The 21704-nt window shown below is 64.2% G+C and carries 23 protein-coding genes; 11 read left to right on the top strand and 12 right to left on the bottom strand.

Translation table 11 applies throughout. The features are described 5' to 3' along the window. Nucleotides 1-4 precede the first annotated feature (4 nt). Nucleotides 5-985 carry a bile acid:sodium symporter family protein gene (locus ACUYMZ_RS01400; RefSeq protein ID WP_481601854.1) on the top strand — a complete coding sequence of 327 codons (981 nt, stop codon included), beginning with the start codon at nucleotides 5-7 and terminating at the stop codon, nucleotides 983-985. On the opposite strand, the gene ACUYMZ_RS01395 is transcribed toward ACUYMZ_RS01400, so the two are convergent. Next, on the bottom strand, nucleotides 982-1986 hold the full coding sequence (locus ACUYMZ_RS01395) for a LacI family DNA-binding transcriptional regulator (protein WP_481601853.1): 1005 nt from the start codon (nucleotides 1984-1986) through the stop codon (nucleotides 982-984). The two genes, ACUYMZ_RS01400 and ACUYMZ_RS01395, sit on opposite strands and share 4 nt — an antisense overlap. Before the next feature lie 127 nt (nucleotides 1987-2113). Between ACUYMZ_RS01395 and ACUYMZ_RS01390 the strand changes: the two genes are divergently transcribed. Next, nucleotides 2114-3367, top strand: a complete 1254-nt coding sequence (locus ACUYMZ_RS01390) for an FAD-binding protein (protein WP_481601852.1) — start codon at nucleotides 2114-2116, stop codon at nucleotides 3365-3367. 68 nt (nucleotides 3368-3435) lie between these two features. Here the strand turns inward: ACUYMZ_RS01390 and ACUYMZ_RS01385 are convergent, their stop codons facing one another. Genes ACUYMZ_RS01385 through ACUYMZ_RS01370 form a run of 4 tightly spaced genes read right to left on the bottom strand, consistent with a single transcriptional unit; the run spans nucleotide 3436 to nucleotide 8988 of the window. Then, on the bottom strand, nucleotides 3436-5187 hold the full coding sequence (locus ACUYMZ_RS01385; RefSeq protein ID WP_481601851.1) for an acetyl/propionyl/methylcrotonyl-CoA carboxylase subunit alpha: 1752 nt from the start codon (nucleotides 5185-5187) through the stop codon (nucleotides 3436-3438). 7 nt (nucleotides 5188-5194) lie between these two features. After that, nucleotides 5195-6838: a 5-oxoprolinase subunit B/C family protein gene (locus tag ACUYMZ_RS01380; RefSeq protein ID WP_481605790.1), complete on the bottom strand. Its 1644-nt coding sequence runs from the start codon at nucleotides 6836-6838 to the stop codon at nucleotides 5195-5197. 18 nt (nucleotides 6839-6856) lie between these two features. After that, complete coding sequence (locus tag ACUYMZ_RS01375) at nucleotides 6857-8194, bottom strand: MFS transporter (RefSeq protein ID WP_426005075.1); 1338 nt, start codon at nucleotides 8192-8194, stop codon at nucleotides 6857-6859. After that, nucleotides 8191-8988: a LamB/YcsF family protein gene (locus tag ACUYMZ_RS01370; RefSeq protein ID WP_481601850.1), complete on the bottom strand. Its 798-nt coding sequence runs from the start codon at nucleotides 8986-8988 to the stop codon at nucleotides 8191-8193. The genes ACUYMZ_RS01375 and ACUYMZ_RS01370 overlap by 4 nt, the downstream gene beginning before the upstream one ends. Nucleotides 8989-9097: 109 nt before the next feature. Between ACUYMZ_RS01370 and ACUYMZ_RS01365 the strand changes: the two genes are divergently transcribed. Continuing rightward, nucleotides 9098-9796: a GntR family transcriptional regulator gene (locus ACUYMZ_RS01365; RefSeq protein ID WP_481601849.1), complete on the top strand. Its 699-nt coding sequence runs from the start codon at nucleotides 9098-9100 to the stop codon at nucleotides 9794-9796. 34 nt (nucleotides 9797-9830) lie between these two features. Here the strand turns inward: ACUYMZ_RS01365 and ACUYMZ_RS01360 are convergent, their stop codons facing one another. Continuing rightward, on the bottom strand, nucleotides 9831-10583 hold the full coding sequence (locus ACUYMZ_RS01360; protein ID WP_426005069.1) for a LysR family transcriptional regulator substrate-binding protein: 753 nt from the start codon (nucleotides 10581-10583) through the stop codon (nucleotides 9831-9833). On the opposite strand from ACUYMZ_RS01360, the gene ACUYMZ_RS01355 reads away from it, so the two are divergent. Then, nucleotides 10582-11028 (top strand): DUF5997 family protein, encoded by a 447-nt coding sequence (locus ACUYMZ_RS01355; RefSeq protein ID WP_426005068.1) that lies wholly within the window; start codon nucleotides 10582-10584, stop codon nucleotides 11026-11028. The two genes, ACUYMZ_RS01360 and ACUYMZ_RS01355, sit on opposite strands and share 2 nt — an antisense overlap. A 51-nt stretch (nucleotides 11029-11079) precedes the next feature. Here ACUYMZ_RS01355 and ACUYMZ_RS01350 read toward each other — a convergent pair whose 3' ends face one another. Beyond that, nucleotides 11080-11460, bottom strand: a complete 381-nt coding sequence (locus tag ACUYMZ_RS01350) for a VOC family protein (protein WP_481601848.1) — start codon at nucleotides 11458-11460, stop codon at nucleotides 11080-11082. 164 nt (nucleotides 11461-11624) lie between these two features. On the opposite strand from ACUYMZ_RS01350, the gene ACUYMZ_RS01345 reads away from it, so the two are divergent. After that, entirely contained in the window at nucleotides 11625-12173 is a 549-nt protein-coding gene (locus ACUYMZ_RS01345) for a hypothetical protein (protein WP_481601847.1), read from the top strand. Between the two features lie 34 nt (nucleotides 12174-12207). Here ACUYMZ_RS01345 and ACUYMZ_RS01340 read toward each other — a convergent pair whose 3' ends face one another. From ACUYMZ_RS01340 to ACUYMZ_RS01330, 3 genes are all read right to left on the bottom strand, one after another. Beyond that, nucleotides 12208-13722, bottom strand: coding sequence for an APC family permease (locus tag ACUYMZ_RS01340; protein ID WP_481601846.1), 1515 nt, complete (start codon nucleotides 13720-13722; stop codon nucleotides 12208-12210). A gap of 23 nt (nucleotides 13723-13745) precedes the next feature. Beyond that, nucleotides 13746-14624 (bottom strand): universal stress protein, encoded by an 879-nt coding sequence (locus ACUYMZ_RS01335; RefSeq protein ID WP_481601845.1) that lies wholly within the window; start codon nucleotides 14622-14624, stop codon nucleotides 13746-13748. A gap of 75 nt (nucleotides 14625-14699) precedes the next feature. Then, on the bottom strand, nucleotides 14700-16073 hold the full coding sequence (locus ACUYMZ_RS01330; protein WP_481601844.1) for a flavin monoamine oxidase family protein: 1374 nt from the start codon (nucleotides 16071-16073) through the stop codon (nucleotides 14700-14702). A 107-nt stretch (nucleotides 16074-16180) separates the two neighbouring features. On the opposite strand from ACUYMZ_RS01330, the gene ACUYMZ_RS01325 reads away from it, so the two are divergent. From ACUYMZ_RS01325 to ACUYMZ_RS01310, 4 genes are read left to right on the top strand one after another with little or no spacing between them, the layout of a single operon-like run. Continuing rightward, complete coding sequence (locus ACUYMZ_RS01325) at nucleotides 16181-16915, top strand: TetR/AcrR family transcriptional regulator (RefSeq protein ID WP_481601843.1); 735 nt, start codon at nucleotides 16181-16183, stop codon at nucleotides 16913-16915. 18 nt (nucleotides 16916-16933) lie between these two features. Next, complete coding sequence (arr, locus tag ACUYMZ_RS01320; RefSeq protein ID WP_481601842.1) at nucleotides 16934-17356, top strand: NAD(+)--rifampin ADP-ribosyltransferase; 423 nt, start codon at nucleotides 16934-16936, stop codon at nucleotides 17354-17356. A 45-nt stretch (nucleotides 17357-17401) separates the two neighbouring features. Then, nucleotides 17402-18007, top strand: a complete 606-nt coding sequence (locus tag ACUYMZ_RS01315) for a helix-turn-helix domain-containing protein (RefSeq protein ID WP_481601841.1) — start codon at nucleotides 17402-17404, stop codon at nucleotides 18005-18007. Continuing rightward, nucleotides 18000-18953, top strand: coding sequence for an EamA family transporter (locus ACUYMZ_RS01310; protein ID WP_481601840.1), 954 nt, complete (start codon nucleotides 18000-18002; stop codon nucleotides 18951-18953). Before ACUYMZ_RS01315 ends, ACUYMZ_RS01310 begins: the two co-directional genes overlap by 8 nt. Here the strand turns inward: ACUYMZ_RS01310 and ACUYMZ_RS01305 are convergent. Together ACUYMZ_RS01305 and ACUYMZ_RS01300 are read right to left on the bottom strand one after the other, a co-directional pair. Continuing rightward, entirely contained in the window at nucleotides 18950-19162 is a 213-nt protein-coding gene (locus ACUYMZ_RS01305; protein ID WP_426005057.1) for a DUF4177 domain-containing protein, read from the bottom strand. The genes ACUYMZ_RS01310 and ACUYMZ_RS01305 overlap by 4 nt on opposite strands. A 182-nt stretch (nucleotides 19163-19344) precedes the next feature. After that, entirely contained in the window at nucleotides 19345-19734 is a 390-nt protein-coding gene (locus tag ACUYMZ_RS01300) for a hypothetical protein (protein ID WP_426005055.1), read from the bottom strand. Between the two features lie 134 nt (nucleotides 19735-19868). On the opposite strand from ACUYMZ_RS01300, the gene ACUYMZ_RS01295 reads away from it, so the two are divergent. Both ACUYMZ_RS01295 and ACUYMZ_RS01290 read left to right on the top strand, forming a co-directional pair. Beyond that, nucleotides 19869-20522 carry a hypothetical protein gene (locus tag ACUYMZ_RS01295; protein ID WP_481601839.1) on the top strand — a complete coding sequence of 218 codons (654 nt, stop codon included), beginning with the start codon at nucleotides 19869-19871 and terminating at the stop codon, nucleotides 20520-20522. 306 nt (nucleotides 20523-20828) lie between these two features. Then, nucleotides 20829-21695 (top strand): AraC family transcriptional regulator, encoded by an 867-nt coding sequence (locus tag ACUYMZ_RS01290; protein WP_481601838.1) that lies wholly within the window; start codon nucleotides 20829-20831, stop codon nucleotides 21693-21695. Nucleotides 21696-21704: the final 9 nt, after the last annotated feature.

Here is a 21704-nt window from a genome sequence, read left to right as displayed (position 1 = left end):
ATAAATGCTTGAGGCAACAAAATCCACCACGGCAATCCCTGAAAACCCTGCGCTTGCGGCCGAGGCGCGGATTGCGCGCATCGCCGTCACCGCTTTCCCGATTTTGGTGGTCATCGCCGGCGTCCTCGGATTCCTCCTGTCGGATCTGTTCAAACCTCTTGGCGTCAGCGTGCCGTACCTGCTGGGAGTCATCATGTTCTGCATGGGCCTCACGCTGACCCCGCCGGACTTTGCCTCGGTGGCCCGCCGCCCCTGGGCCGTGGCCCTGGGCATCGTGGCGCATTACGTGATCATGCCCGGCGCAGGCTGGCTGATCGCCGTCCTTCTGCAACTGCCGCCTGAGCTCGCCGTCGGCTTGATCCTGGTGGGCTGCGCTCCGTCCGGCACTGCCTCGAACGTGATGGCATTCCTGGCCAAGGGCGACGTGGCGCTGTCCGTAGCTGTGGCTTCGGTTTCCACGCTGATCGCACCGCTCGTCACTCCCGCACTGACGTTGCTCCTGGCCGGTTCCTTCCTCCACATCGACGCCGGGGCCATGGTGCTGGACATCGTGAAGACCGTCCTGCTCCCGGTCATCGCAGGCCTTCTTGCCCGGTTGTTCCTCTCCAAACTGGTGGCAAAGGTGCTTCCCGCGCTTCCGTGGGCATCCGCCGTCGTGATTTCACTGATTGTGGCGATCGTGGTGGCCGGCAGTGCCGGCAAGATCGTTGCCGCGGGCGGAATCGTGTTCCTGGCAGTTGTCCTGCACAACGGCTTCGGCCTGGGTCTCGGTTACCTCGCGGGCAAGCTCGGCCGCCTGGATGACAAGGCCCGCCGAGCCCTGGCATTCGAGGTTGGCATGCAGAACTCCGGCCTCGCCGCGACCCTTGCCACAGCGCACTTCAGCCCCCTCGCGGCCCTGCCTTCCGCAGTCTTCTCACTCTGGCACAACATTTCCGGCGCCATCGTGGCCGCTTGGTTGGCCCGCCGTCCGCTGAAAGGCTAGCCCAGCGTGGTTCCCCGGCGGTGCAGCTTCCATGCCGCCGGAACGCGGATCCCCTCCACCGGTGTGGCACCTGAAAGCCGGTCCAGCAGCATGCCTACCACGCGGTCAAAGATGGGCTCCGGCCCCACTGTTGTCAGGGCGGGATCGTATTGCTGCCCCTCGGTGGAATTCCCGACGCCAACAATCTGGATGTCCCCGGGAACCCGAAGGCCCAGGCGGAATGCCGCGCGGACAGCCTGCAAAGCCTCCATGTCGTCTGTGGCAAAAATGGCAGTGGGCCGGTCCGGAAGCTGCAGCAGCTCCAAGGCCGACTGGTAGGCAAGATCCGGGCGGTGCTGTGAGGTACGGACCAAGGATTCATCCAGGCCGATGCCTGCCGCCTCCAAGCCGGCAGCGTACGCCGCAAACCGGCTCTTCCGCCTGCCGGACGGCTCCGCCCTGCGGATGCAGGCAATCCTGCGGTGGGAGGCCGTGAGGAACTCCATGCACTCCTTGAGGCCGGCCTCCTGCTCCGGGGCCAGCACATCGAACCCCGCCGGCTCCATGGTGCCCGAGATGACCACTTGCGCCACCCCGCGGCGGGCCAACTCCGTCACGGTCGCATCCTCGGCGGTGGCTTCCGGGAAATAGCCGATGATCACGCCATCGGCTCCTCCGGACATCATGAACTTCCGCCAGTCGTCCCCCAGCAGGATCACGGGCTGGTACCCGTGGGTCGGCAGGATCCGTGCCGCGGCCGTCGCGAGTGCGCGGTCCCAGGGCCACTCCAGGTTGCCGATCGCAACAGCCACCACATCCGTCTTCCCGCGGCGCATACCCCGGGCTGCCTGGTTGGGGACGTAGCCCAGTTCCTTCACGGCAGCCAGCACCCGGTCCTGCGTCGGTTGGCTGATCCGGGTAGTCCCTCCATGCCGGCCGGACAACACATAGGACACTGTGGTCAGGGAGACGTTCGCAGCGGTCGCAACGTCCCGGATGGTGGGCTTGGATCCCTTGCTCACATGGTGCTCCTGCTGGTCGGCGGCTTTCCTGCACTCTATCGCCACCACGTGGGCACCTCTTGACGGCTCGTTTTGTGAACGCTCACACTGTTGGGACGCCTCGAAGACCATAGGGAAAGATCACGTCATGAAGAACTGGGCAGGAAACCTCGAGTACTCGTCTGCCGAAGTGCGCCGGCCACGCTCCGTGGCTGAACTGCAGGAACTGGTGGCCGCGGCTGCCAAAGTCAAAGCCATCGGCAGCCGCCACTCTTTCAACACCGTCGCGGATACGGACGGCACGCATATCCTGCTTGATGCCCTGCCACAGGACATCACCGTAAATCCGGACAAGGGAACGGTCCGGGTCAGCGGCGGAATCAGTTACGGCGCCTTGGGCCGGGCGGTCGAGGAACAAGGCTACGCGATCCACAACCTCGCCTCCCTCCCCCACATCTCCGTCGCCGGGGCCATCCAGACCGGCACGCACGGCAGTGGAGTGGACAATCCCTCCCTGGCAGCCGCCGTCGTCAGTATCGACCTGGTGCGGGCCTCCGGCGAACTTGTCACCATCACCCGTGGCGACCGCGATTTCCCGGCCAGCGTGGTGGGGATCGGCTCGCTGGGTATTGTGACAGCTCTGGAACTTGAGGTGCGCCCGAGCTTTCAGATGCGTCAGCGCGTATTGACCGGCCTGCCCTGGGAGCGGGCGCTGGCTTCCTTCCGGGAGATCGCATCGTGCGCGTACAGCGTCAGCTTCTTTACCGACTACACCGGTGACACCATCCCGCAGGTATGGCTGAAGGCACTGGACACGGAAGCCGCGCTGCCTGACCTGTTCGGCTCCACCGCTGCCAGCGTCGCCATGCACCCGCTGCCTGGAATGTCCGCGGAGAACTGCACTGGCCAGTTGGACGAGCCCGGCAAGTGGCTGGACAGACTGCCCCATTTCCGCCACGAGTTCACCCCCAGCAACGGTGAGGAACTCCAGAGCGAATTCCTCCTCCCCCTGGACGAAGCTCCTGCGGCCCTGGAGGCTGTCCGCGGTTTGGCGGACCGGATCGCCCCGTTGCTGTTCGTCTCGGAGATCCGCACCGTGGCGGCAGACGACTTCTGGCTCAGCCCGTTCTACCAGCAACAGAGCGTGGCCCTGCACTTCACGTGGAAACCCCTCCAGGCCGACGTGGAGAACGTGCTCCCCGAACTGGAGGCCGCCCTGGCACCCTTCGGAGCCCGCCCACACTGGGGCAAGCTCTTCACCCCGGAGCTGTACGACTTCGCGTCACTGTACCCGCGGTTCGAAGATTTCCGCGCCCTGGTCCGGGCCAATGATGCCAGTGGCAAGTTCCGCAACGCCCTTCTGGACACGGTGCTGGGCGTCGCGGTTCCGGCGGACAGCTAACGGACGTTAAGGCCCGACGGCGGACCTGTCACCTGCCGGGGCGGTGCGGTGTTTGGGTGCCGGCCCGCTTACTCGATGTGGGCCAGCACAGCACCCGCAGTGACCACGCCACCGGCCTGCGACAGCACCTCGGTGAGGGTTCCGCCGCGGTGGGCCGGCACTTGAGTCTCCATCTTCATGGCTTCGAGGACCACCAAAGGGTCTCCCTCTGCGACGTCGGCACCTGGTTCAACCAGCCACTTCACCACCGTCCCGGACATGCTCGAGACCAAAGCGGACTCGGCGGGTGAATGATCGGAGTGCGGCGCATCGGCTTGGGCAGAAACTGCGGGCAGCCCCTGTCCTGATCGGGCCCAGCCGTCCAGGAGGTCAGCCGGGAGTCCCAGGGCCAGACGCTTGCCGTCGACATCCACGGTGATGGTGCGGCGGGAACCGCTGGGAGCAACCGGGTTGTAGGCGGGATCGGCTGGGATCCGGTCTGCGAAGTCCGTTTCGATCCACCGGGTATGCACCGCGAGGCCTTCCGGGGAAGTGAAGTCGCGGGCTTCCAGGACAGCCTGGTGGAAGGGAAGCACGGTGGCCACGCCCTGGATCCTGAAGTCGGCCAAGGCGCGGCGTGCCCTGCGGATGGCCTGCTGGCGATCCGCCCCGGTGACGATCAGCTTGGCCAGCAGGGAATCGAACTGCGGAGCAACCGTCGAGCCGGCACGAACCCCGGTGTCCACGCGGATGCCCGGGCCGGAGGGGATGTCGAAAGCTGCAACGGTTCCGGGCGACGGCAGGAACCCCCGGCCAACGTCCTCGGCGTTGATGCGGAACTCAAAGGAATGGCCCTTCGGTTCCGGGTCCTCGGTGATGCTCAACGGCAAGCCGGCGGCGATGCGGAACTGCTCCTGCACCAGGTCTACCCCGGAGGTTTCTTCCGTGATGGGGTGCTCAACCTGGAGCCGTGTGTTGACCTCCAGGAATGCCACAGCGCCCGTGGCGGACACCAGGAACTCAACCGTTCCGGCTCCGTAGTAGCCGGCCTCACGGACGATTGCCTTGGCGGCGTCATGGATGCTGGTCCGCTGCTGCCCCGTGAGGAACGGTGCCGGGGCTTCTTCCACCAGCTTCTGATGACGCCGCTGCAACGAGCAATCCCGCGTGCCCACCACCACAACGTTGCCGTGCTTGTCGGCAATGATCTGGGCTTCCACGTGCCGGGGCCGGTCAAGATACTGCTCCACGAAGCATTCGCCACGTCCGAAAGCCACCACGGCTTCCCGCACAGCGGAGTCGAAAGCCTCCTCAACCTCGGCGAGCTCCCGCACCACTTTGAGCCCGCGTCCGCCACCGCCGAAAGCGGCTTTGATGGCCACAGGAAGACCATGCTGCTCGGCAAATACCCGGGCTTCGGCAGCAGAAGAAACCGGGCCGTCGCTGCCCGATACCAGTGGCGCACCGGCCCGGACGGCGATCTCCCTGGCCGTGATCTTGTTCCCCAGCTGGCGGATGGACTCCGGTGACGGGCCGATCCACTCCAGTCCGGCGTCGAGGACCGCTTGGGCGAAGTCCGCATTTTCAGACAGGAAACCATAGCCGGGGTGCACGGCATCAGCGCCGGAGCGCGCGGCAACTTCCAGGAGTTTGCCGACGTTCAGGTAGGTTTCGGCGGGGCTGTTGCCGCCAAGGCTGTAGGCCTCGTCGGCCGCGCCCACATGCATGGCATCGGCGTCGATATCCGCATACACAGCAACGGAGGCGATACCGGCATCATTGCAGGCTCGTGCTACCCGGACGGCGATTTCACCGCGGTTGGCAATCAGGACCTTGCGCATCAAAAACTCACTTCTTCGAGGAAATCGTGGGGGCAGGAGAGGCTTCCGGTACGGGACGGAACCGGATGCGGCCTCCGATGGGTACCTGTGCGGCACGGTCCAGATGCCCGTCGACCACCACGCCGATCACGGGATATCCACCGGTGATGGGATGGTCGGCCAGGAAGAGGACAGGCAAGCCCGCGGGCGGCATCTGAACCGCTCCGGCCATGGTCCCTTCACTGGGAAGTTCACCCTGCCGTGCCCGTTGCAGGGGTGTCCCGTCCAGGCGCATGCCCACCCGGTTGGATTGCGGGGTCACCAGCCATTCCTGGCTGTAGAGCGAATCGATCGCTGCTTGGTCGAACCAATCGGCCCGGGGACCAGGAACTACATCCAGGACGGTGACGTCCGTGCCTGGGAAATCCGGCTGCAACTCCGGGCTGCCCACCACAGTCGAGGCCGTGAGGCCGCCCGCTGGTACCTGGCTTCCGATGCGCAGGGGCGCCGGGCCGATCCCGGACATCGTGTCCGATGAACGGCTCCCCAAAACCTCAGGAACGTCCACCCCGCCCCGGATGGCCACGTAATTCCGGAAGCCGGAGTCGGGGGCGCCCAAAGACAGGACTTCCCCGTCGAGCAGCGCGAAAGGCGTGGCCATGGCAACGGTGCGGCCGGCACCTTGCCGGGCTCCGCCGTCGTGATCAACCCACGACGGCGGCTGGATGGTGAGCGTCGTCGGGGCACCGGTCACGGCAATCACCTGATCACCCACGGCCTCCACCACCAACCCGCCGTTGACGGTCTCGATGGCTGCCGCAGATGAAGGGTTTCCCACAAGCCGGTTGGCGCGGCGCAGGGAAGCCCTGTCCAGCGCACCGGCCGCTGACACACCCAGCGGACCGAAGCCCTTCCTTCCCAGGTCCTGGATAAGGCTCTGGGCTCCCGGGTTCAGGACGCGGAGGCCGGGGCCGTCGGACTCGCCGGCTTCGGGGGTCTTCGCCGCAGAGGGAGCAGTCACGACTTCGCGGACTGCACGGTACTGGACCCTGTCGCCCGGCCGGACCAGAGCAGGTTGTGGCCGGTCCAGGTCCCACATCCGGGCTCCGGTACGGCCGATCAACTGCCAGCCGCCGGGAGACTTCCGCGGGTACACGGCCGAGTACTGGCCTCCCAATGCCACCGAGCCTGCCGGAACCGCTGTGCGCGGGGAGGACCTGCGCGGGACGTCCAGGGCCTGGTTTTCGCCGACCATGTAGCCAAAGCCAGGAGCGAAGCCCGCGAAGGCCACGGTCCAGACCTGCCCGGTGTGGGCGGCCACCACGCCGTCCACACTGAGGCCGGTGAGTTCCGCGACATCGGCGAGGTCCTCGCCGTCGTACACGGTCTCAATAACAACCAGGCTGGAATCGGCGGCTTCGGGTGGCGTGAGTTCCACGTCCTGGAGCCGGGCACCGATGGCACGGGTGGCCGAGGCCGACTCGCCCACCACCATGACGGTCTCCGCTGCCGCCAGGACATCCACTTGTCCGGGCAGCGGCGACCGGTTCAGGAGATCCTGCAGGGCAAGGACTTCCTGGAGGTCGTCGAGTTCAACCAGCACCGCCCGGGTGCCCACAGGGCGAACGGAGCGGAGCTTCCTGGGTGCGGCGGTTTGCGTCACGGTGTCCATCATTGCCGAAACCGCCGCCTAGGCGCGCTGCTCCTGCAGGAGCAAAGCTTCCTCTTCGGGCTTGGGGTCACGGCCCATGAGCATGCCCACGATCGTGACGATGGCCGTGGCGAGGAGGTAAAGGGCAATGAGGTACCAGCCGCCGGAGGCCGCACCGTAAAGGGCAGTGAAGATGATCGGTGCCACGGCTCCGCCAATGACACCGGCCAACGTGTAGGCCAGGGAGCTGCCAGCGTACCGGAGGCGTGCAGGGAACTGTTCGGTGATGAATGCTGCCTGCGGACCGTACATGAAGGCGTGCAGGGCCAGGCCGATCACCACGCCGATGGTCAGCATGGCCACGGACTTCCCTTGGATCATGAGGAAGAACAGCGGAATGTAGGCAGCCGTGGCCGCAGCGGTGACGCCGTAGACGAGTCGGCGGTTGAAGCGGTCGGTCAGGGCACCGGCGGCCGGGATGAGGAACAGCTGGAACGCGGAACCGATGAGGATGGCCGCCAGGACGTTGCCTGTTGTCATGCCCAGTTCCTTGGTGGCGTACACCGCGACGAAGACGGTGAACAGTGCGTACAGGACATCAGGGCAAACGCGGGACAGGGCGGCGGAGACCAGCGCCTTGGGCTGGGTGGTGAAGACTTCCTTGATGGGTGCCTTGGGACGTTCACCGTGAGCCTGGATGGCCTTGAACACGGGCGTTTCCTCCAGCTTGAGCCGGATCAGCAGGCCGAACACCACCAGGAGGGCCGAGGCCAGGAAGGCCACACGCCAGCCCCAGGACAGGAAGGCATCGGTGGGGAGCGAGGCCGCGAGGATCGCGAGTACGCCGTTGGCCATCAGGTTGCCGGCGGGCGGGCCGATCTGGGCTGCGGAAGACCAGAATCCACGCTTGTTCGGATCGCCGAATTCGCTGGACAGCAGGACCGCGCCGCCCCATTCGCCACCAACACCGATGCCCTGCGCAAGGCGTAGCAGCACCAGGATGGTGGGTGCGGCAACGCCAATGACCGAGTAGTCGGGAAGCGCACCGATGAGGACTGTGGCCACGCCGATCAGCACCAGCGTGAAGACCAGCACGAACTTGCGCCCGATTTTGTCGCCCAACCGTCCGAAGACGACCCCACCGATGGGACGGGCCAGGTAGCCCACGGCGAAGGCTGAGAAGGACAGGAGGAGGCCAACGAATTCGTCGCCCGCCGGGAAGAAGATCTTGGGGAAGACCAGGGCGGAGGCCACGGAATAGATGGCGAAGTCGTAGTACTCCAGCGACGTGCCGGTGAGGCTGGCGATGTATGCCTTGAGGGCGCCGGCCGGTGGCTTCCTTGTCACGGCCTTGGCTGCCTTGTTGGTGCTGGTCATGGTTTTCCTCCGGGGATGAGGGATTCTGTTGGGGTTTGGACGAACGGGGAGATGCTGACACCGGCATCATCCAGGGCGGACTTCACGGCGCCCGCCATGGCCACGGCACCGGGTGAGTCACCGTGCAGGCAGATGCTGTCCGGCTGGACGCTGAGGATGGAGCCATCGATTGCCTGGATGCTGTTTTCAGTAGCCATGCGGAGAACGTGGCGGGCGACTTCCTCCGGATCGTGGAGGACTGCACCGGGCCGGGAACGGGAGACCAGGGTGCCGTCGGGGTTGTAGGCACGGTCCGCGAAAGCTTCGGAGACACCCCGCAGACCTGCCTCGTCAGCCAGCCGCAGCACTTCCGATCCGGGAAGGCCAAGGATTGGCAGTGTGGGATCCACCGATTTCACGGCATCCACCACGGCGCGGGCCTGGGCAGTGTGGCTGACGATCGCGTTGTAGAGGCCACCGTGCGGCTTGACGTACTGGACTGTGCCGCCTGCGGTTGCAGCCAGCGCCTGCAGTGCTCCGATCTGGTAAACGACGTCATCGGCGAGTTCCCTGGGATCGATGTCCAGGAACCGGCGGCCAAAGCCCGCCAGGTCGCGGTATCCCACGTGGGCACCAATAACGACGCCGGCCTGGACCGCCTTGTGGCAGGTGCTGCGGATGACGCTGGGGTCACCGGCGTGGAATCCGCACGCAACGTTGGCGCTCGAGACTGACTGGAACATGGCTGAGTCATCGCCCAGCGTCCACCGGCCGAATGATTCGCCGACGTCGCTGTTCAGGTCAATGCTGGGCATGGTGTGATCCCTGTCTCGTGAGGTGCGTTACATCAAGAATGCACCAAATCGCCGGATTGTTCAACAATCCAGCGATTCCCCTTTTCGGCAATCGTGTAAATTTTGATGCATGGCCAGCGCAGACGGGATCGTTAACAGCACGGCGGACGCCTCGGGCTCCAAAGCCCGCATGCGCGTCCGCGTCCCCTCGGTGGCCGAACGGGTGGCAGAGGAAATCCGGTACCAACTGGCAGAGGGATTCCTGGTACCGGGCGCCAAGCTGACCGAAGCCACCATCGCCGAAGACCTTGGAGTCTCCCGCAATACCGTCCGGGAGGCCTTTGCGGAACTGGCCAGTGAACGCCTGCTGGTCAGGCTTCCCAACAGGGGCGTGTTCGTGGCCACCCTGGAGGCCGGGGACATCCACGACGTCTACACCGTGCGCCGCGCCATCGAGGTCAGCTCCATCCGGGCGGGGGGTTCCCCGGACCGCATCGCCGCCGTCAGGGCCGCCGTCGAGGAGGGCAAGCGCGCCTCAGCCGAAGGTGACAACGACGGCCTGGGCAGTGCGAACCAGCATTTTCACGGGGCGATCGTGGCCCTGGCGGAAAGCAGCAGGCTCAACACGATCATGGCCCAGGTACTGGCCGAGATGCGGCTCTACTTCCACAAAGCCACCGTTGACGCGCACTTTTATGCCGACTGGCTGGCCGAAAACGACCAGATCTGCGCGGCGCTGGAAAGCGGCGAACTTGAGAAAGCCGGCGATCTCCTCCTGGCCTATCTCAACCGTTCAGAGGCACAGCAGGCCGCAATCCACGGCGAGTAGGCCACGGCGAGTAGACCTTGGCGGGGCGGAAACGTCAGCGCTTGCCCTTCTTCCGCGAACCGCGGCCGCGGCCTTTATCCGGGTTGGGCGCATACCGCTGGGCGACGGCCGGCTTCTTCGCGCCGGAAGACCCTCGGCGATCAGGCTTGGGCGCCCTCTTCGGCTTCTCCGCCTGCGCCGACGGTTGCCGCGAGCTCTGGGCAGTACGACCCCTGACGATTCCAATGAATTCCTGAATCAGCGGGCTGTCCTTGTCAGCGAGCCACGCAACACCGATTTGTGTCCCCGGTACGCCTGACAGACGCCGGCTCACGGTCTGCTTGTTGTTCAGGTGCCTGGCCACGGGCATCGGCAGGATCACCAGGCCGGCCCCCGAGGCCACTACCTGCAACGCCATGTCCGGGCCGCCCATGTCCGCGACGTCCAGGAAGTTCTCCTCGGCGAGGTCCTCCACTGCCACGTCCTCGAAGACGGAGATCTCGTGTCCCTTGGGAGCCACCACCGCAGGCTGCTCCTCATAAAGGGGAATGAGGTTCAGGCCTTCCCGGTCCACCGGCAACCGCACAAAGCTGACGTCAGCGGAACCGTCACGCAGTACCGACAGTTGAGTGCCGTCGTCGGACATGAACGCATGCAGCGGGACGTCCGGCATCCGTTCCTCCCACCGGCGGATCCACTTGCCGGGCGTTACACCGGCCACATAGGCGAAGCGGAGCTCAGGAGTTTCGGGGGTTTCTTCGGGGGCTGGCACACACTCACAGTACCGGGCCGGATACCCTTGAAGCATGACTCCCAAGAACTCCCAGACCATGAAGCCGGCAACAGCTGCCAAGAAACTCGGCATCTACCTGCCCGCCGCACCGCAGGAGTTCCAGGACTCGCCCGTCACCCGCGACGAATACGCCGAGCTCCAGGCCAACCCGCCGGAGTGGCTCGCCGAACTGCGCCGCAACGGTCCGCACCCGCGTCCGGTAGTGGCACAGAAACTGAACATCTCCATCAGCGGCCTCACCCGCGGCGGCGTGACGGAACCACTCACGACGGCGGAAATCGCCGAACTGCTGCAGGCTCCCCCACAGTGGCTGGTGGTTGAGCGCGCCACCCATGCCGCCGTCCGCGCCGACGCCTTGCGCGTCAAGGAAGAGCAGCGGAAAAAGGCAGCCACCAAGGAAGCCAAGGAGAACGCGGCCGCCAAGCGCGCAGCTCCCAAGGGAACCAAGCGCAACTCATGATCCATCAAAGCCGGCGGCCGGGACGGCAATGTCCCGGCCACCGGCTTTTAACTAGTCCTGGTGCAGTTGGACGAAGTTGCCGCAACCGTCGTCGAAGACCGCGCTGATGCCGGAGGGATCCTCTGCCGGCTCCCCCTTGAACACGACTCCGGCCGCGAGCAGGCGCTCATACTCTGCCCGTACGTCCGGAACGCCAAGCACCACAGCCGGCATCCCGGCGTCGTACACGGCGTTCATGTAGTTGGCGCCGATGGGGTTGTCGCTGGGTTCAAGCAGCAGACCTGTTGCGTTGTCATCGGCACCGGGATTCTTGATGATGAACAGGTTGTACTCCGGCATGGCCATCAGCGTGCCGAAACCGAGCGTACCCGTGTAGAACGCGTGGGCTGCTGCGGGGTCCTTGACATGGATACTGCACATTTTCAGTCTCATGGGCTTAGGCTACGCTCCGGCCCCGACAGTGTCCCGCGGGCAGAATCACCCTCAACCGGACAAGACACCGGCGCACGCCGTGGTGAATTGTCCGGTGGAGGTGTCGCGCAGCCAGCCGCTGCCGCATACTGAAACCACAGCCTTTGCGTCCGGGAGGTGCTCCGATGCTCTTGTGGGGATTGGCCCTGGTCCTCGCCACCGCGGCCACGACGTTTCTCCTGCACCGCAAGCTCACCCACGGCAGAGGCCCGGAGCCGGACACCATTTTCTGGGATGTGTTCGCAGGGCTCACCATCATTGCGCCAGCCATCCTGGTTCCCTCGGTGCAGTGGCCACCGGCCGGATTGGTGATGGTCGCCCTGGCAGGAACGACGGCGGCCGGAACCCTGGCTGCCATCCGGAAAGTCGAGCGCGTGCAGGCTGCGGACCCGTGGCGGCGGGCAGGTTTTGCTGACGACTCCGCCCGGCATACCGAGATCCTCACCCAATGGCGGCGCTACGAGTTGGACCCTGCACAGACCATTGACTACCCGGGCATGACCGACGTCCGGATCACGGAAACCGCAGCCCTCGCCAAGGCCATGCGGGAGGCCGAGCGCTGCAAGGTGACTGCGGGCACCGACTACAGGGCCGCCGTCGAGCACCTTGCAGAGGCCCTGCGTGAAGCCGAACGGGCGGCGGGCGTCCCCAGCACCCTCCCCTCGCCGAGATGACACTTAATGACAATCCTGGGCCGCAACATTGTCATCAATTGCCACCTCGGCGGGAGAAGTTCCTGAAGAACTCCGGGCGCACCCGATACATCACCAGCATGATCACGACGCCCAACAGGATCACTCCCATGCCCAGGATGAACACCAAACCCACGCCACCGACCGACGAACCCGAACCGTACGCCGGGTCCAGGGAGTCGATGGCGGTCTTCACGAACATGACCAGCAGGATCACGCCGCCAAGCAGGGGTGCCAGGAACTTGAAGAAGAATGACCGCACGCCGGCAAACGCCGCAGCCCTGAAGTACCAGACGCAGGCCAATGCCGTGATGCCGTAGTAGAAGCAGATCATCATGCCCAGGGCCGTGATGGTGTCCCAGAGCGCATTCTCGGAAACGGTACGGGTGACCACGTAGAAGCCCGCCGCGGCGATGGCTGCTGCAATGGTGGCGGTGCTCGGGGATTTGAAGGTGGGGCTGATGCGGCCGAACTTGGGCGAAATGGCGCGGTAGTGGCCCATCGCCAGCAAGGTCCGGGCGGGTGAGACGAACGTCGACTGCAGGGATGCCGCGGAACTGCTCAGGATGGCCAACGACATCAAAATCGCGAACGGACCCATGACCGGACCGGCCAGGACAGCGAAGATGCTCGACTGGTTCTCCGGGTTGCCCGCCCCCAGGCCCGTGTCCCCAACACCCGCAAAGGACAACGTCGCCAAGGCCACGGTCATGTAGATGACCACAATCACCAGCACGGTCACGGTTGCGGCGCGTCCCGGTGTCTTTTCAGGGTTCTTCGTTTCCTCGTTCATGGTCAGCGTGACGTCCCAGCCCCAGTAGATGAAGATCGAGAGGGACACACCCGCTGTGAATGTCGTGAAGGAGTCAACCGCAAACGGGTTGAACCAGTCGGGCGAAATGGCCGTGGCATCGAAGGCCGTGCCATTGGCAACATGCGCGAACGCGGAAACTGCGAACCAACCAAGGACCAGCAACTGGAAGGCCACCAGCACGTATTGCACGCCCTTGGTAGTCTCCATGCCCCGGTAGGAGATCCAGCAAGCCACCGCGATAAACACCAGCGTGGTCGCGATGTTCAAGGGAAGAATCTTGCTCAGCTCTGCAAGCGAGGGATCACTGAACACCTGCCCGAGCATCAGATAGAAGAAGTCCACGGCAACCGCGGCAAGGTTGGATAGCACAATGATCGTCGCCGCGATGAGCCCCCAGCCGCCCATCCAACCGATCCACGGACCAAAGGCGCGCGTTGCCCACGTAAAGGAGGTTCCGGCGTCGGGCATGGCGTTGTTGAGTTCGCGGTAGCCCAGCGCCACCAACAGCATCGGGATGAAGCCCACCAGGAAGATCGCGGGCAGGTGGACACCCACCTCGGAAACAGTAGGGCCAAGGGCGGCGGTGAGCGTGTACGCCGGCGCGATGCAGGAAACACCGATCACGACGGCGCCGATGAGGCCCACCGATCCGGCTTTCAGGCCCTTCTCACTCAGGGCCGAATCTTTCGACTGGACCGTCTTTGGTGCAGTTGACATGGGTATTGCCTCTCGAGCGACGGCTAAGAGCGCTGTCGCGTGTAGTCGCGGGGAACCACGATCATGGGAACTGGCAGGGCACGCAGGATCCGGTTCGCGGTGGTGCCCAGGAAGGTGGCGCGGTGCTGCGCCAGGCGGCTGGAGCCGATAAGCAGGATTTCGCCGTCTTCCCACTCGAGCCGGTCCACGGCCTCCTCGATCGTGCGGCCTTGCGCGACGACGATTTCGGGTTCAGCGCCTGCGTCACCGGGGGCGGAGCCGGAGTCGGAACCCCCGACGGCGGCAAGACGGTCGGCGGCATGCACCCAGGCGGCGTCGGCGAGCCCGGGCGAGTTACCGCCGTCGAGCGCCAACAGGGAGACGAGCCGCAGGGGAAGCTGCCGGTCACGCGCAGACTCAACTGCCACGTCGAGCAGTTCATCGGCACCGGCGCGGGCGCCGAAACCACAGCTGAGCCGGGTAACTGACTCTGTCCGATCAAACCCGTGGGGCGCCAAAGCGACCGGGACCGGCGATGAGTGCAGCAGCGAACTGGCCACTGAACCGATGGTGAACCGCTTGAACAGGCCGTTGTTGGTGGCACCGATGACCAGCGCGGCCGCATCGAACTCAACCGCGGCGTCAATGAGCGCCTGCGCTTCGGAGTCCCCGCGGCGAATGTGGGCGCGGGCTGTGACGTCGTCGGGAACCAGGGCCAGGCCGTCGTCGAGCCACTGCCGGGCTTGCTCGTTGAGGATCGAGTCGTAGCCGGGCTCGGGCGGGTACACGGCGTTGTACGGGGAGTCCTCAGGGACCACCAGGACCAGGTCCAGGCTGGCGTCCTGGCCGCGGGCCAGCGCGATGGCGAGGTGCACGGCGTCGCGGCCCCTCGCGTTAGCGGTGTAGCCGACCACGTAGCGCATGATTCTCCTTAAACAGTGCTGCCGGCAGTCCGGGGACGGCACTTCCCCCGGACTGCCGGTTGCTTGATTCTGCGGCTAGACCGCTACGGAAGCCAGCTTGTTGGCTTCGACGATCCGAGCGGCGGTCGCCTGGCCCATGCGGACCGCGCCATCCACGTGCTGGTAGCCTTCGGCGGCGAGGTCGGACGAGGACCAGTAGATCGGGCCGACGTTCGCGTGCTGGTCCTTGCCGTAGCGGTGCAGGCCGCCAAGGTCATAACTGGACGCGTATGCGCCGCGGGTCCATTCCTCCGAGCCCCAGTCGGACTCGTAGTAGACCTCGGGGGTCAGGGCCTTGTCGCCGAGGAAGCCGGCGATTGATTCCAGGATGGCCTTCTTACGGTCCTCGGCGCTGAGCTCGAAGACGGCATCGGCCTTTTCGTCGGATACGAAGCCCACCAGGGTGCCGCGGGTGTCGCCGTGGTTGGTGTTGTCGTAAACCTCCTGGACCAGCGCGCCGGCGCTGAAGCCCGTGCCGGACAGTCCGTCTTCGCGCCAGAACGGGGTGTCGTAGACCGCGTGCACCTTGATGACCAGGCCCAGGGACTGGTGCTGGTGCATCTGGTGCTGGCGGCGCGGCAGCGGCGGGTTGAAGGAGACGCGGGAGTACAGGTTCGGCGGGACGGCCATGATCACGTAGCGGGCGTTCACGGTGGCGCCGTCGGAAACGACAGTGACGTTGTTCTCTTCCCAGGTGATGCTGCGGACCGGGCTGTTAAGGACGACGTCGGAACCCAACTCCGCTGCCTGGAGCAGCGAAACCTGCTGCATGCCGCCGATCACGCGCTTGTCCAGGATGAAGTCCTCATCCGTCAGGTGCGTGAAGGAACCGGCCGAGGCAGCCATGAGGATCGCCTGCAGGGCAGAGAAGGCATGGGCGGGTTTGGTGAGCATGCCGCCTGCGATGAAGAGGCCGATGTTGTTGCAGGCTTCCTCGTCATTGGAGTTCTGGCGGAGCCAGTGGTGGAAGGAGATGGTGTCCAGCTCCCGGGCCTTGGGGTGTGCCCAGGGTTCGGTGGGGCCGATCTCCGCGGCGAGCTCATCCAGGATGGCGACGAGCTTGTCCATCTCCGCCTTGGTGGTCTCGTTGACCGGGAAAGTGTCCCCGGTGTACTGGACGCGCTTGCCGTCTGCGCCAATGTAGACGGATTCGCCATCGCGGTAGCGGGAGTACATTTTCAGGCCGAGTTCGTCCAGCAGCTCCATGAGGGCCGTCTGGTCAGGGGAAACCCACTGGCCACCGATTTCCAGCATTGCGCCGTCGATGGTGTCGGTCCAGGTGCGGCCGCCCACGCGGTCGCGCGCTTCGAGCACTGCGACGCTGAGTCCGGCCTTCTTCAATTCGCGTGCCGCCGTCAGCCCTGACGGTCCGGCACCGACGATCACAACGTCGCGATCAAGATTCTGCATGATGTCCTCTCCGTGGCCGTCCGTTGGTGACTGACCAATAAATGAATGTCATTCATTTATCTCCATGGTAGCCCGGGAATCGGCACCTGTGAAGCCCCGATGGAATAATGCAGGGGACACTGGCAGCAGAAAGGCTCCCGATGCCCGCACCCACACCCGAGGCCGCACCCGCGGCTGTTGGCTCAGCCCCCGCCGCCGGCAAGTCCCGCCGTCGTGCCGGTCGCCCGGTTGCGCGGATCCTGGACCAGCACGGAATTACGACGGCGGCACTCGAGTTGATCAGCAGCAAGGGTTACGACGGACTCACCATGGCGGCGCTGGCCCGCTCACTGGGCGTTGCACCGTCTGCGCTGTATAACCACGTCTCCTCCAAGGACGACGTGCTGGTGCTGCTCGAGGATCACCTCGCGGCCATGGTGGACGTGTCCGCCTTCGGCAAGGAGCCGTGGGAAGCTGCCGTGCGTCGTTGGGCCTGGTCCTACCGCGACGTCTTCTCCGAGCACACTCCCCTGATTCCGATCATCGCCGTGCTCCCCGTTGCCAACGCCCCCAAAACCTTGGCGATGTACGAGGCCGTGACAGCCGGGTTCCGGGATGCCGGATTCCCCGAAGAACGCATCATCTCCGCGATCGTTGCGTTGGAGGCCTTCGTGTTCGGCGCCGCTTACGACGTCACCGCACCGGAGGACATTTTCGACGCCGGCAACCTCGCCGAAGACGTCCCCAACTTCACCTCCGCGGTGGACCGCTTGTCCCTGGCGGGCCACGAGCGCCCCACGGATGCGGCGTTCAGCCTGGGGCTGGAAGCGCTCATCGCGGGGTTCGGGGCGATGCGGGCCTGATTTGCCTAGGCTAGGTCCATGACTGAACCGCTGGATGAAGGTCCCTTCTATCACGGTACGAAAGCTGAAGTTCAGGTGGGCGACATCCTCTCGCCGGGCTACCGCTCCAACTACCGGCCCGACGTCGTCATGAACCACATCTACTTCACAGCGTTGCGCGACGGTGCAGGACTGGCGGCGGAGCTCGCCGTCGAGCTTGCCTCCGGCAACGGGACACCGCACGTCTACCTCGTTGAGCCGACCGGGCCGTTCGAGAACGATCCGAACGTTACGGACAAGAAGTTTCCCGGCAACCCCACGCGCTCGTACCGCAGCACTTCTCCGCTCAGGGTGGTTGAGGAAGTCAACGACTGGACACGGCTGACACCCGAAGCGCTGCATATGTGGCGGGAGCGGCTGAATGCGCTCCTTGCTGATGACCGCGGAGAGATTATCAACTAGCAGCTTGGATTCATAATGCCAAGCTAGTGCAGTATGCTGCACTCTATGGATCAGAGTGCGGAATCGCTGTCACGTGCCATCGGCATGCGGGTGAACCAGGAACGCAAGGGCCGCGGCTGGACACTCGACCAGCTGGCTGAACTGGCGGGCGTCAGCCGCCGGATGCTGGTAAATGTCGAGCAGGGCGGCGTGAATCCTAGCATCGGAACACTGCTGCGGCTCAGCGATGCGCTGGGGGTGGGATTGCCGGCCTTGGTCGAACCTCCGGCATTACGGGCGGTGAAGGTGGTCCGCGCAGGCGAGGGTGCCGTGCTGTGGACCGGGCCCTCGGGAGGCCGCGGCATCCTGGTCGCGGGCACTGAGTCTCCCGACGTCGTCGAGCTTTGGGACTGGACGCTTGCCCCCGGCGAGCGGCATGAAAGTGAGGCGCACTCCGACGGCACCCGCGAGCTGCTGCAGGTACTGGAGGGCTCCCTCACCGTGCTGATCGAATCAGAGGGCCACGAGCTCAACACCGGCGATGCGTTGACGTTCCGAAGCGATGTTCCCCACTCCTATGTAAATCCCTTTGCGTTGCCCACCCGCTTTACGTTGGCAGTCTTTGAACCGGGCGTTGGAGCTGGACATCGCACGGAGAATCCCAATGCGTAGCGCCCTGACCCGTACTCTCACGGCAGCTCCGCCCTGGTCGATGGCCGTCGCAGCAATGCTGACCATTCAGCTGGCCAACGCCCTGTCGGTATCAGTCATCGGCCAGGTGGGACCTGCGGGTACCGCTTGGGTGCGCATGTGCTTCGGCGTTGTGTTCCTGTGGACGATCAGCCGGCCGGCCATTCGTTCCATACGCCGGCGGGATCTTCCGGCGCTGATAGCCCTTGGAGTGGTCACGGGTTTCATGACCGCTTTCTTCCTTGCCGCCGTCGAGCGCATCCCGCTGGGCACCGCCGTCGCCATTGAATTCCTCGGACCCCTCACGGTAGCCGGCATCATGAGTCATCGCCGGAAGGCGCTGGTGTGGCCATTGCTCGCACTGATCGGAGTGGTTCTCCTGACGGAGCCGTGGCACGGCACCATCGACCTGGTTGGTGTGGGCTTCGCCCTGGCCGCAGGCGCGTGCTGGGGTTTGTATAACGTGCTCACCCAGCATGTGGGCGACCGCTTCTCGGGGATCAGCGGGCTGTCGCTCACCATCCCCGTTGCCGCCTTGGCCACCCTGCCCGTTGGCTTGCCGCAGGTATTGGGTGGGTCGCTTGAATGGTGGGTGCTGCCGGTTGCCGCGGGAATCGCGCTGATTACCCCCGTGATCGCGTTTGGCCTGGAGATGCTTGCCTTGAGACGCATGACCCATACGGCCTTTGGCACTCTGCTGTCGATTGAACCTGCCTTCGGTGTGCTGATCGGGTTGCTGGTGCTCGCGCAGGCGCCGACGCTGATGCAGGTTCTCGGGATCGCCCTGGTTGTAGTGGCGGGGACGGCGGCGCAGCAGGGTGGCAGGCGGTCTGCCAAGCCGGTGGTGACGACGGACGTGCCGGCGACACCGGGCGGCGTGGCGACGCCGGGCGGCGTGAGGAACGAAGACGGACGCGTTGAAAGCTAGTTGAGGCGTTCGAACACCATCGTCGCTTGAATCCGGTCGCCTCCACCAATCATCCCTTTGCTGCCGCTGCTCGCGGTGGTGATGGTGTGCAGGCGATAGCCTTTGGCAGCTTGGTCGTTGATGGCTTTCTCGAGGGACGGCAAATTCCCCGATCCGGCTCCCATCAGCTTTTCTTTCAGGATCACCTGGAGAACGACATACTGCTGCATGAGTGAAATCCCTTCGGTTGGTGATCAATTGAACGCAATGCTAATGGATCCGTGGGGTGCGGCACGCATTGTCGGATTCTACCGGCGGTGGCGATGGGTGAGGAACGTGACAGTGAGACCTTCTCAATGCGGTGAACGGAAAAGCGGTAGCGAGAAGGCCAGCGCAAGACAGGCCTATCCGTTCAGTCCTTTACGCTGAGCTCACCTATCAGGGCTACAGGGGTGTTTAGTACGGGGCAGGCCCAAAAACCTTGATCATCGATCAGTTGGGCGGCCAGAGGGTGATTGTTGGGATGCCAAGGGCAACAAGGCCAATTACTGTTAGTGGGGCTGTTCTCTTCGATAACCCATTCTTGGACCTGGTCCGCCACTGATACAAGCTGCTCGGCCTGTGGTAGGTCCTCTTTGACCGACACACCCTGACCTGTGGAATCTCGCGTACTGTAAATCATCGCCGAGAGCATCCGCGGGTCGTCGTCCCAGTCGCTCTCTTCGATGCGTGGTTCTTCAAGCCCGGCGGAACTCACATCCCGCAACACCTGACGGATGATCTCTACGATCTCTACTCTCATGAAGGCCTCTCTCACTACCGCTATGTGCCCGCCTCCGCTGCTCGAGCCTCTTCATCTGCTACGTTACCCCTGACCGCGGCCGCTAGTTCGACGTGACAGAACACCGGGATCAATGTTCAATCTATGGGGGAGATATGCGGCATCCTGGCATCAAATTCAGGCAAGCAATCATAGGCATTCTTACAGCGCTTGGCTTGTCGCTTCTAGGAGTTACTCCCGTCGCCCAAGCCGACACCACGCAAGACTCCCAAGTATTCGTCATAAATGACCCCACTCCAGCTGCCGATTCAACACTAGAGATTGTGTTCGATATACCCTTATCCAAGGAATCCACCCGCGATGTAAAGACCTCACTGGGCGACAAGCCTTTGATACAGCCCATGAGCTACGTTGCACCTCCGCTGGTACACGGTCCAGCGGTCAATCAGAATATCAGCTGCAAAATTGGGAACTACCGTTTCTCGGATACTAACGGCGCTTTCCAGATCCGGAATAATTGCCCCTACAATAATGCTAACTGGAGTTACCAGATCTCCTCCTTACTTCGGGGTAAAATAACAAGCAATGTCAGTGAATCAGGCCTTGTTTGGTACAAAGCGGGGGTTCGTCAAGGGAAGAATGCACCCCACACAGTTCCTGCGAACTATTATTTCCACGGCACTATGAGCAATGTAAGAAACTATGAAACGGTTACCTATGGCGATCAGCTCTCATTCCGAGTCCTCATCGCCGGACGAGCTGGTTCGGCAGTGCTCACCATTGGAGGCACGGTGAAGATGGTCCCTTAGATGAGGGAATCCGTCTCAAGGTGACGAGCCATCGGCTAGCCCGGCGCACTCCATTGCCGTCCACATGGCCTATATTCCAGCGCGTGCATGTGGCCCGACACTTACCGCTTCGCGTGCGCGCCGTCCGGGTGGCAATGGTGCCGCCAGAAGTGTGCCATTTACCTCCCAGCGTCAACGCACAAATGCAAAAGCGCCCCGGGAGGTGCGCCCTGGTGTGCTCTGCAGGATGGGCGACGATCGAATCGGACCGCAATAGTAGGGTTCGGGGTGAACCGGACGAGCAGGCTTGTAGTCGAAGGGAGAACCGTGATCTCAGCGCTAAACCAACTCGTCGACTTTATTGATGGCCACCTCACTGAGGAGATCAATGTTGATGACTTGGCGATCAGTCTCGGCATGACGGAGTACCACCTCCGTCGGATGTTCTCATCGCTGGCCGGCATGCCGCTTTCCGAGTACGTCCGCAGGCGCCGAATGACGGTGGCTGCAACGGACGTTCTCGGAACGGGTGACCTGCTGGCTATTGCGGTGCGGTATGGCTACGGTTCCACCGAGGCTTTCAGCCGGGCATTCCGGTCAGTGCACGGCTTCGGTCCGAGCGACGTGCGCCGAAACGGCGGACCCCTTCGCACACAACCGCAGCTCAGGTTCCGCCTGACCGTAGAAGGGAACACCACAATGGACACTCGCATCGCAGACCGGCCGGCATTCAAACTCATCGGTCATTCGGCACGTGTCCCACTGATACACAGCGGCCCAAACCCGCACATCCAGGCACACATCGCCTCACTCCCGGTATCAGAGCACGCACGGCTCAAGGAATTGAGCAACACCAACCCCGCTGGCCTGCTCCAGGTGAGTGCCGACGTCGACCCTGACTATACGGAGGGCAGCGAGCTGACCTACCTTCATGGCGTCGCGGTCACCGAAACAACACCGGTGCCCGAAGGGCTCGACACGATTGAGGTCCCCGCCGGCACGTGGGCGGTGTTCCACGCCGAAGGGGCCTACCCGGAGGTTCTTCAGTCCACGTGGGCCTCCACTGCCACCGATTGGTTCCCCTCCAACCCGTGGCGGCTCCGCCCGGGCCCAGCGATCGTGGCAGTTCTCGATCGCGCGGCCGACTTCCGGACAGCGAGCTGTGAACTCTGGCTACCGGTGGAACGCGGCTGACGGATCAGC

This window comes from Arthrobacter sp. T572 (genome assembly GCF_056780115.1).
Note: the sequence above shows the minus strand (reverse complement) of the source record. Positions and strands in the feature narration are given on the sequence as shown.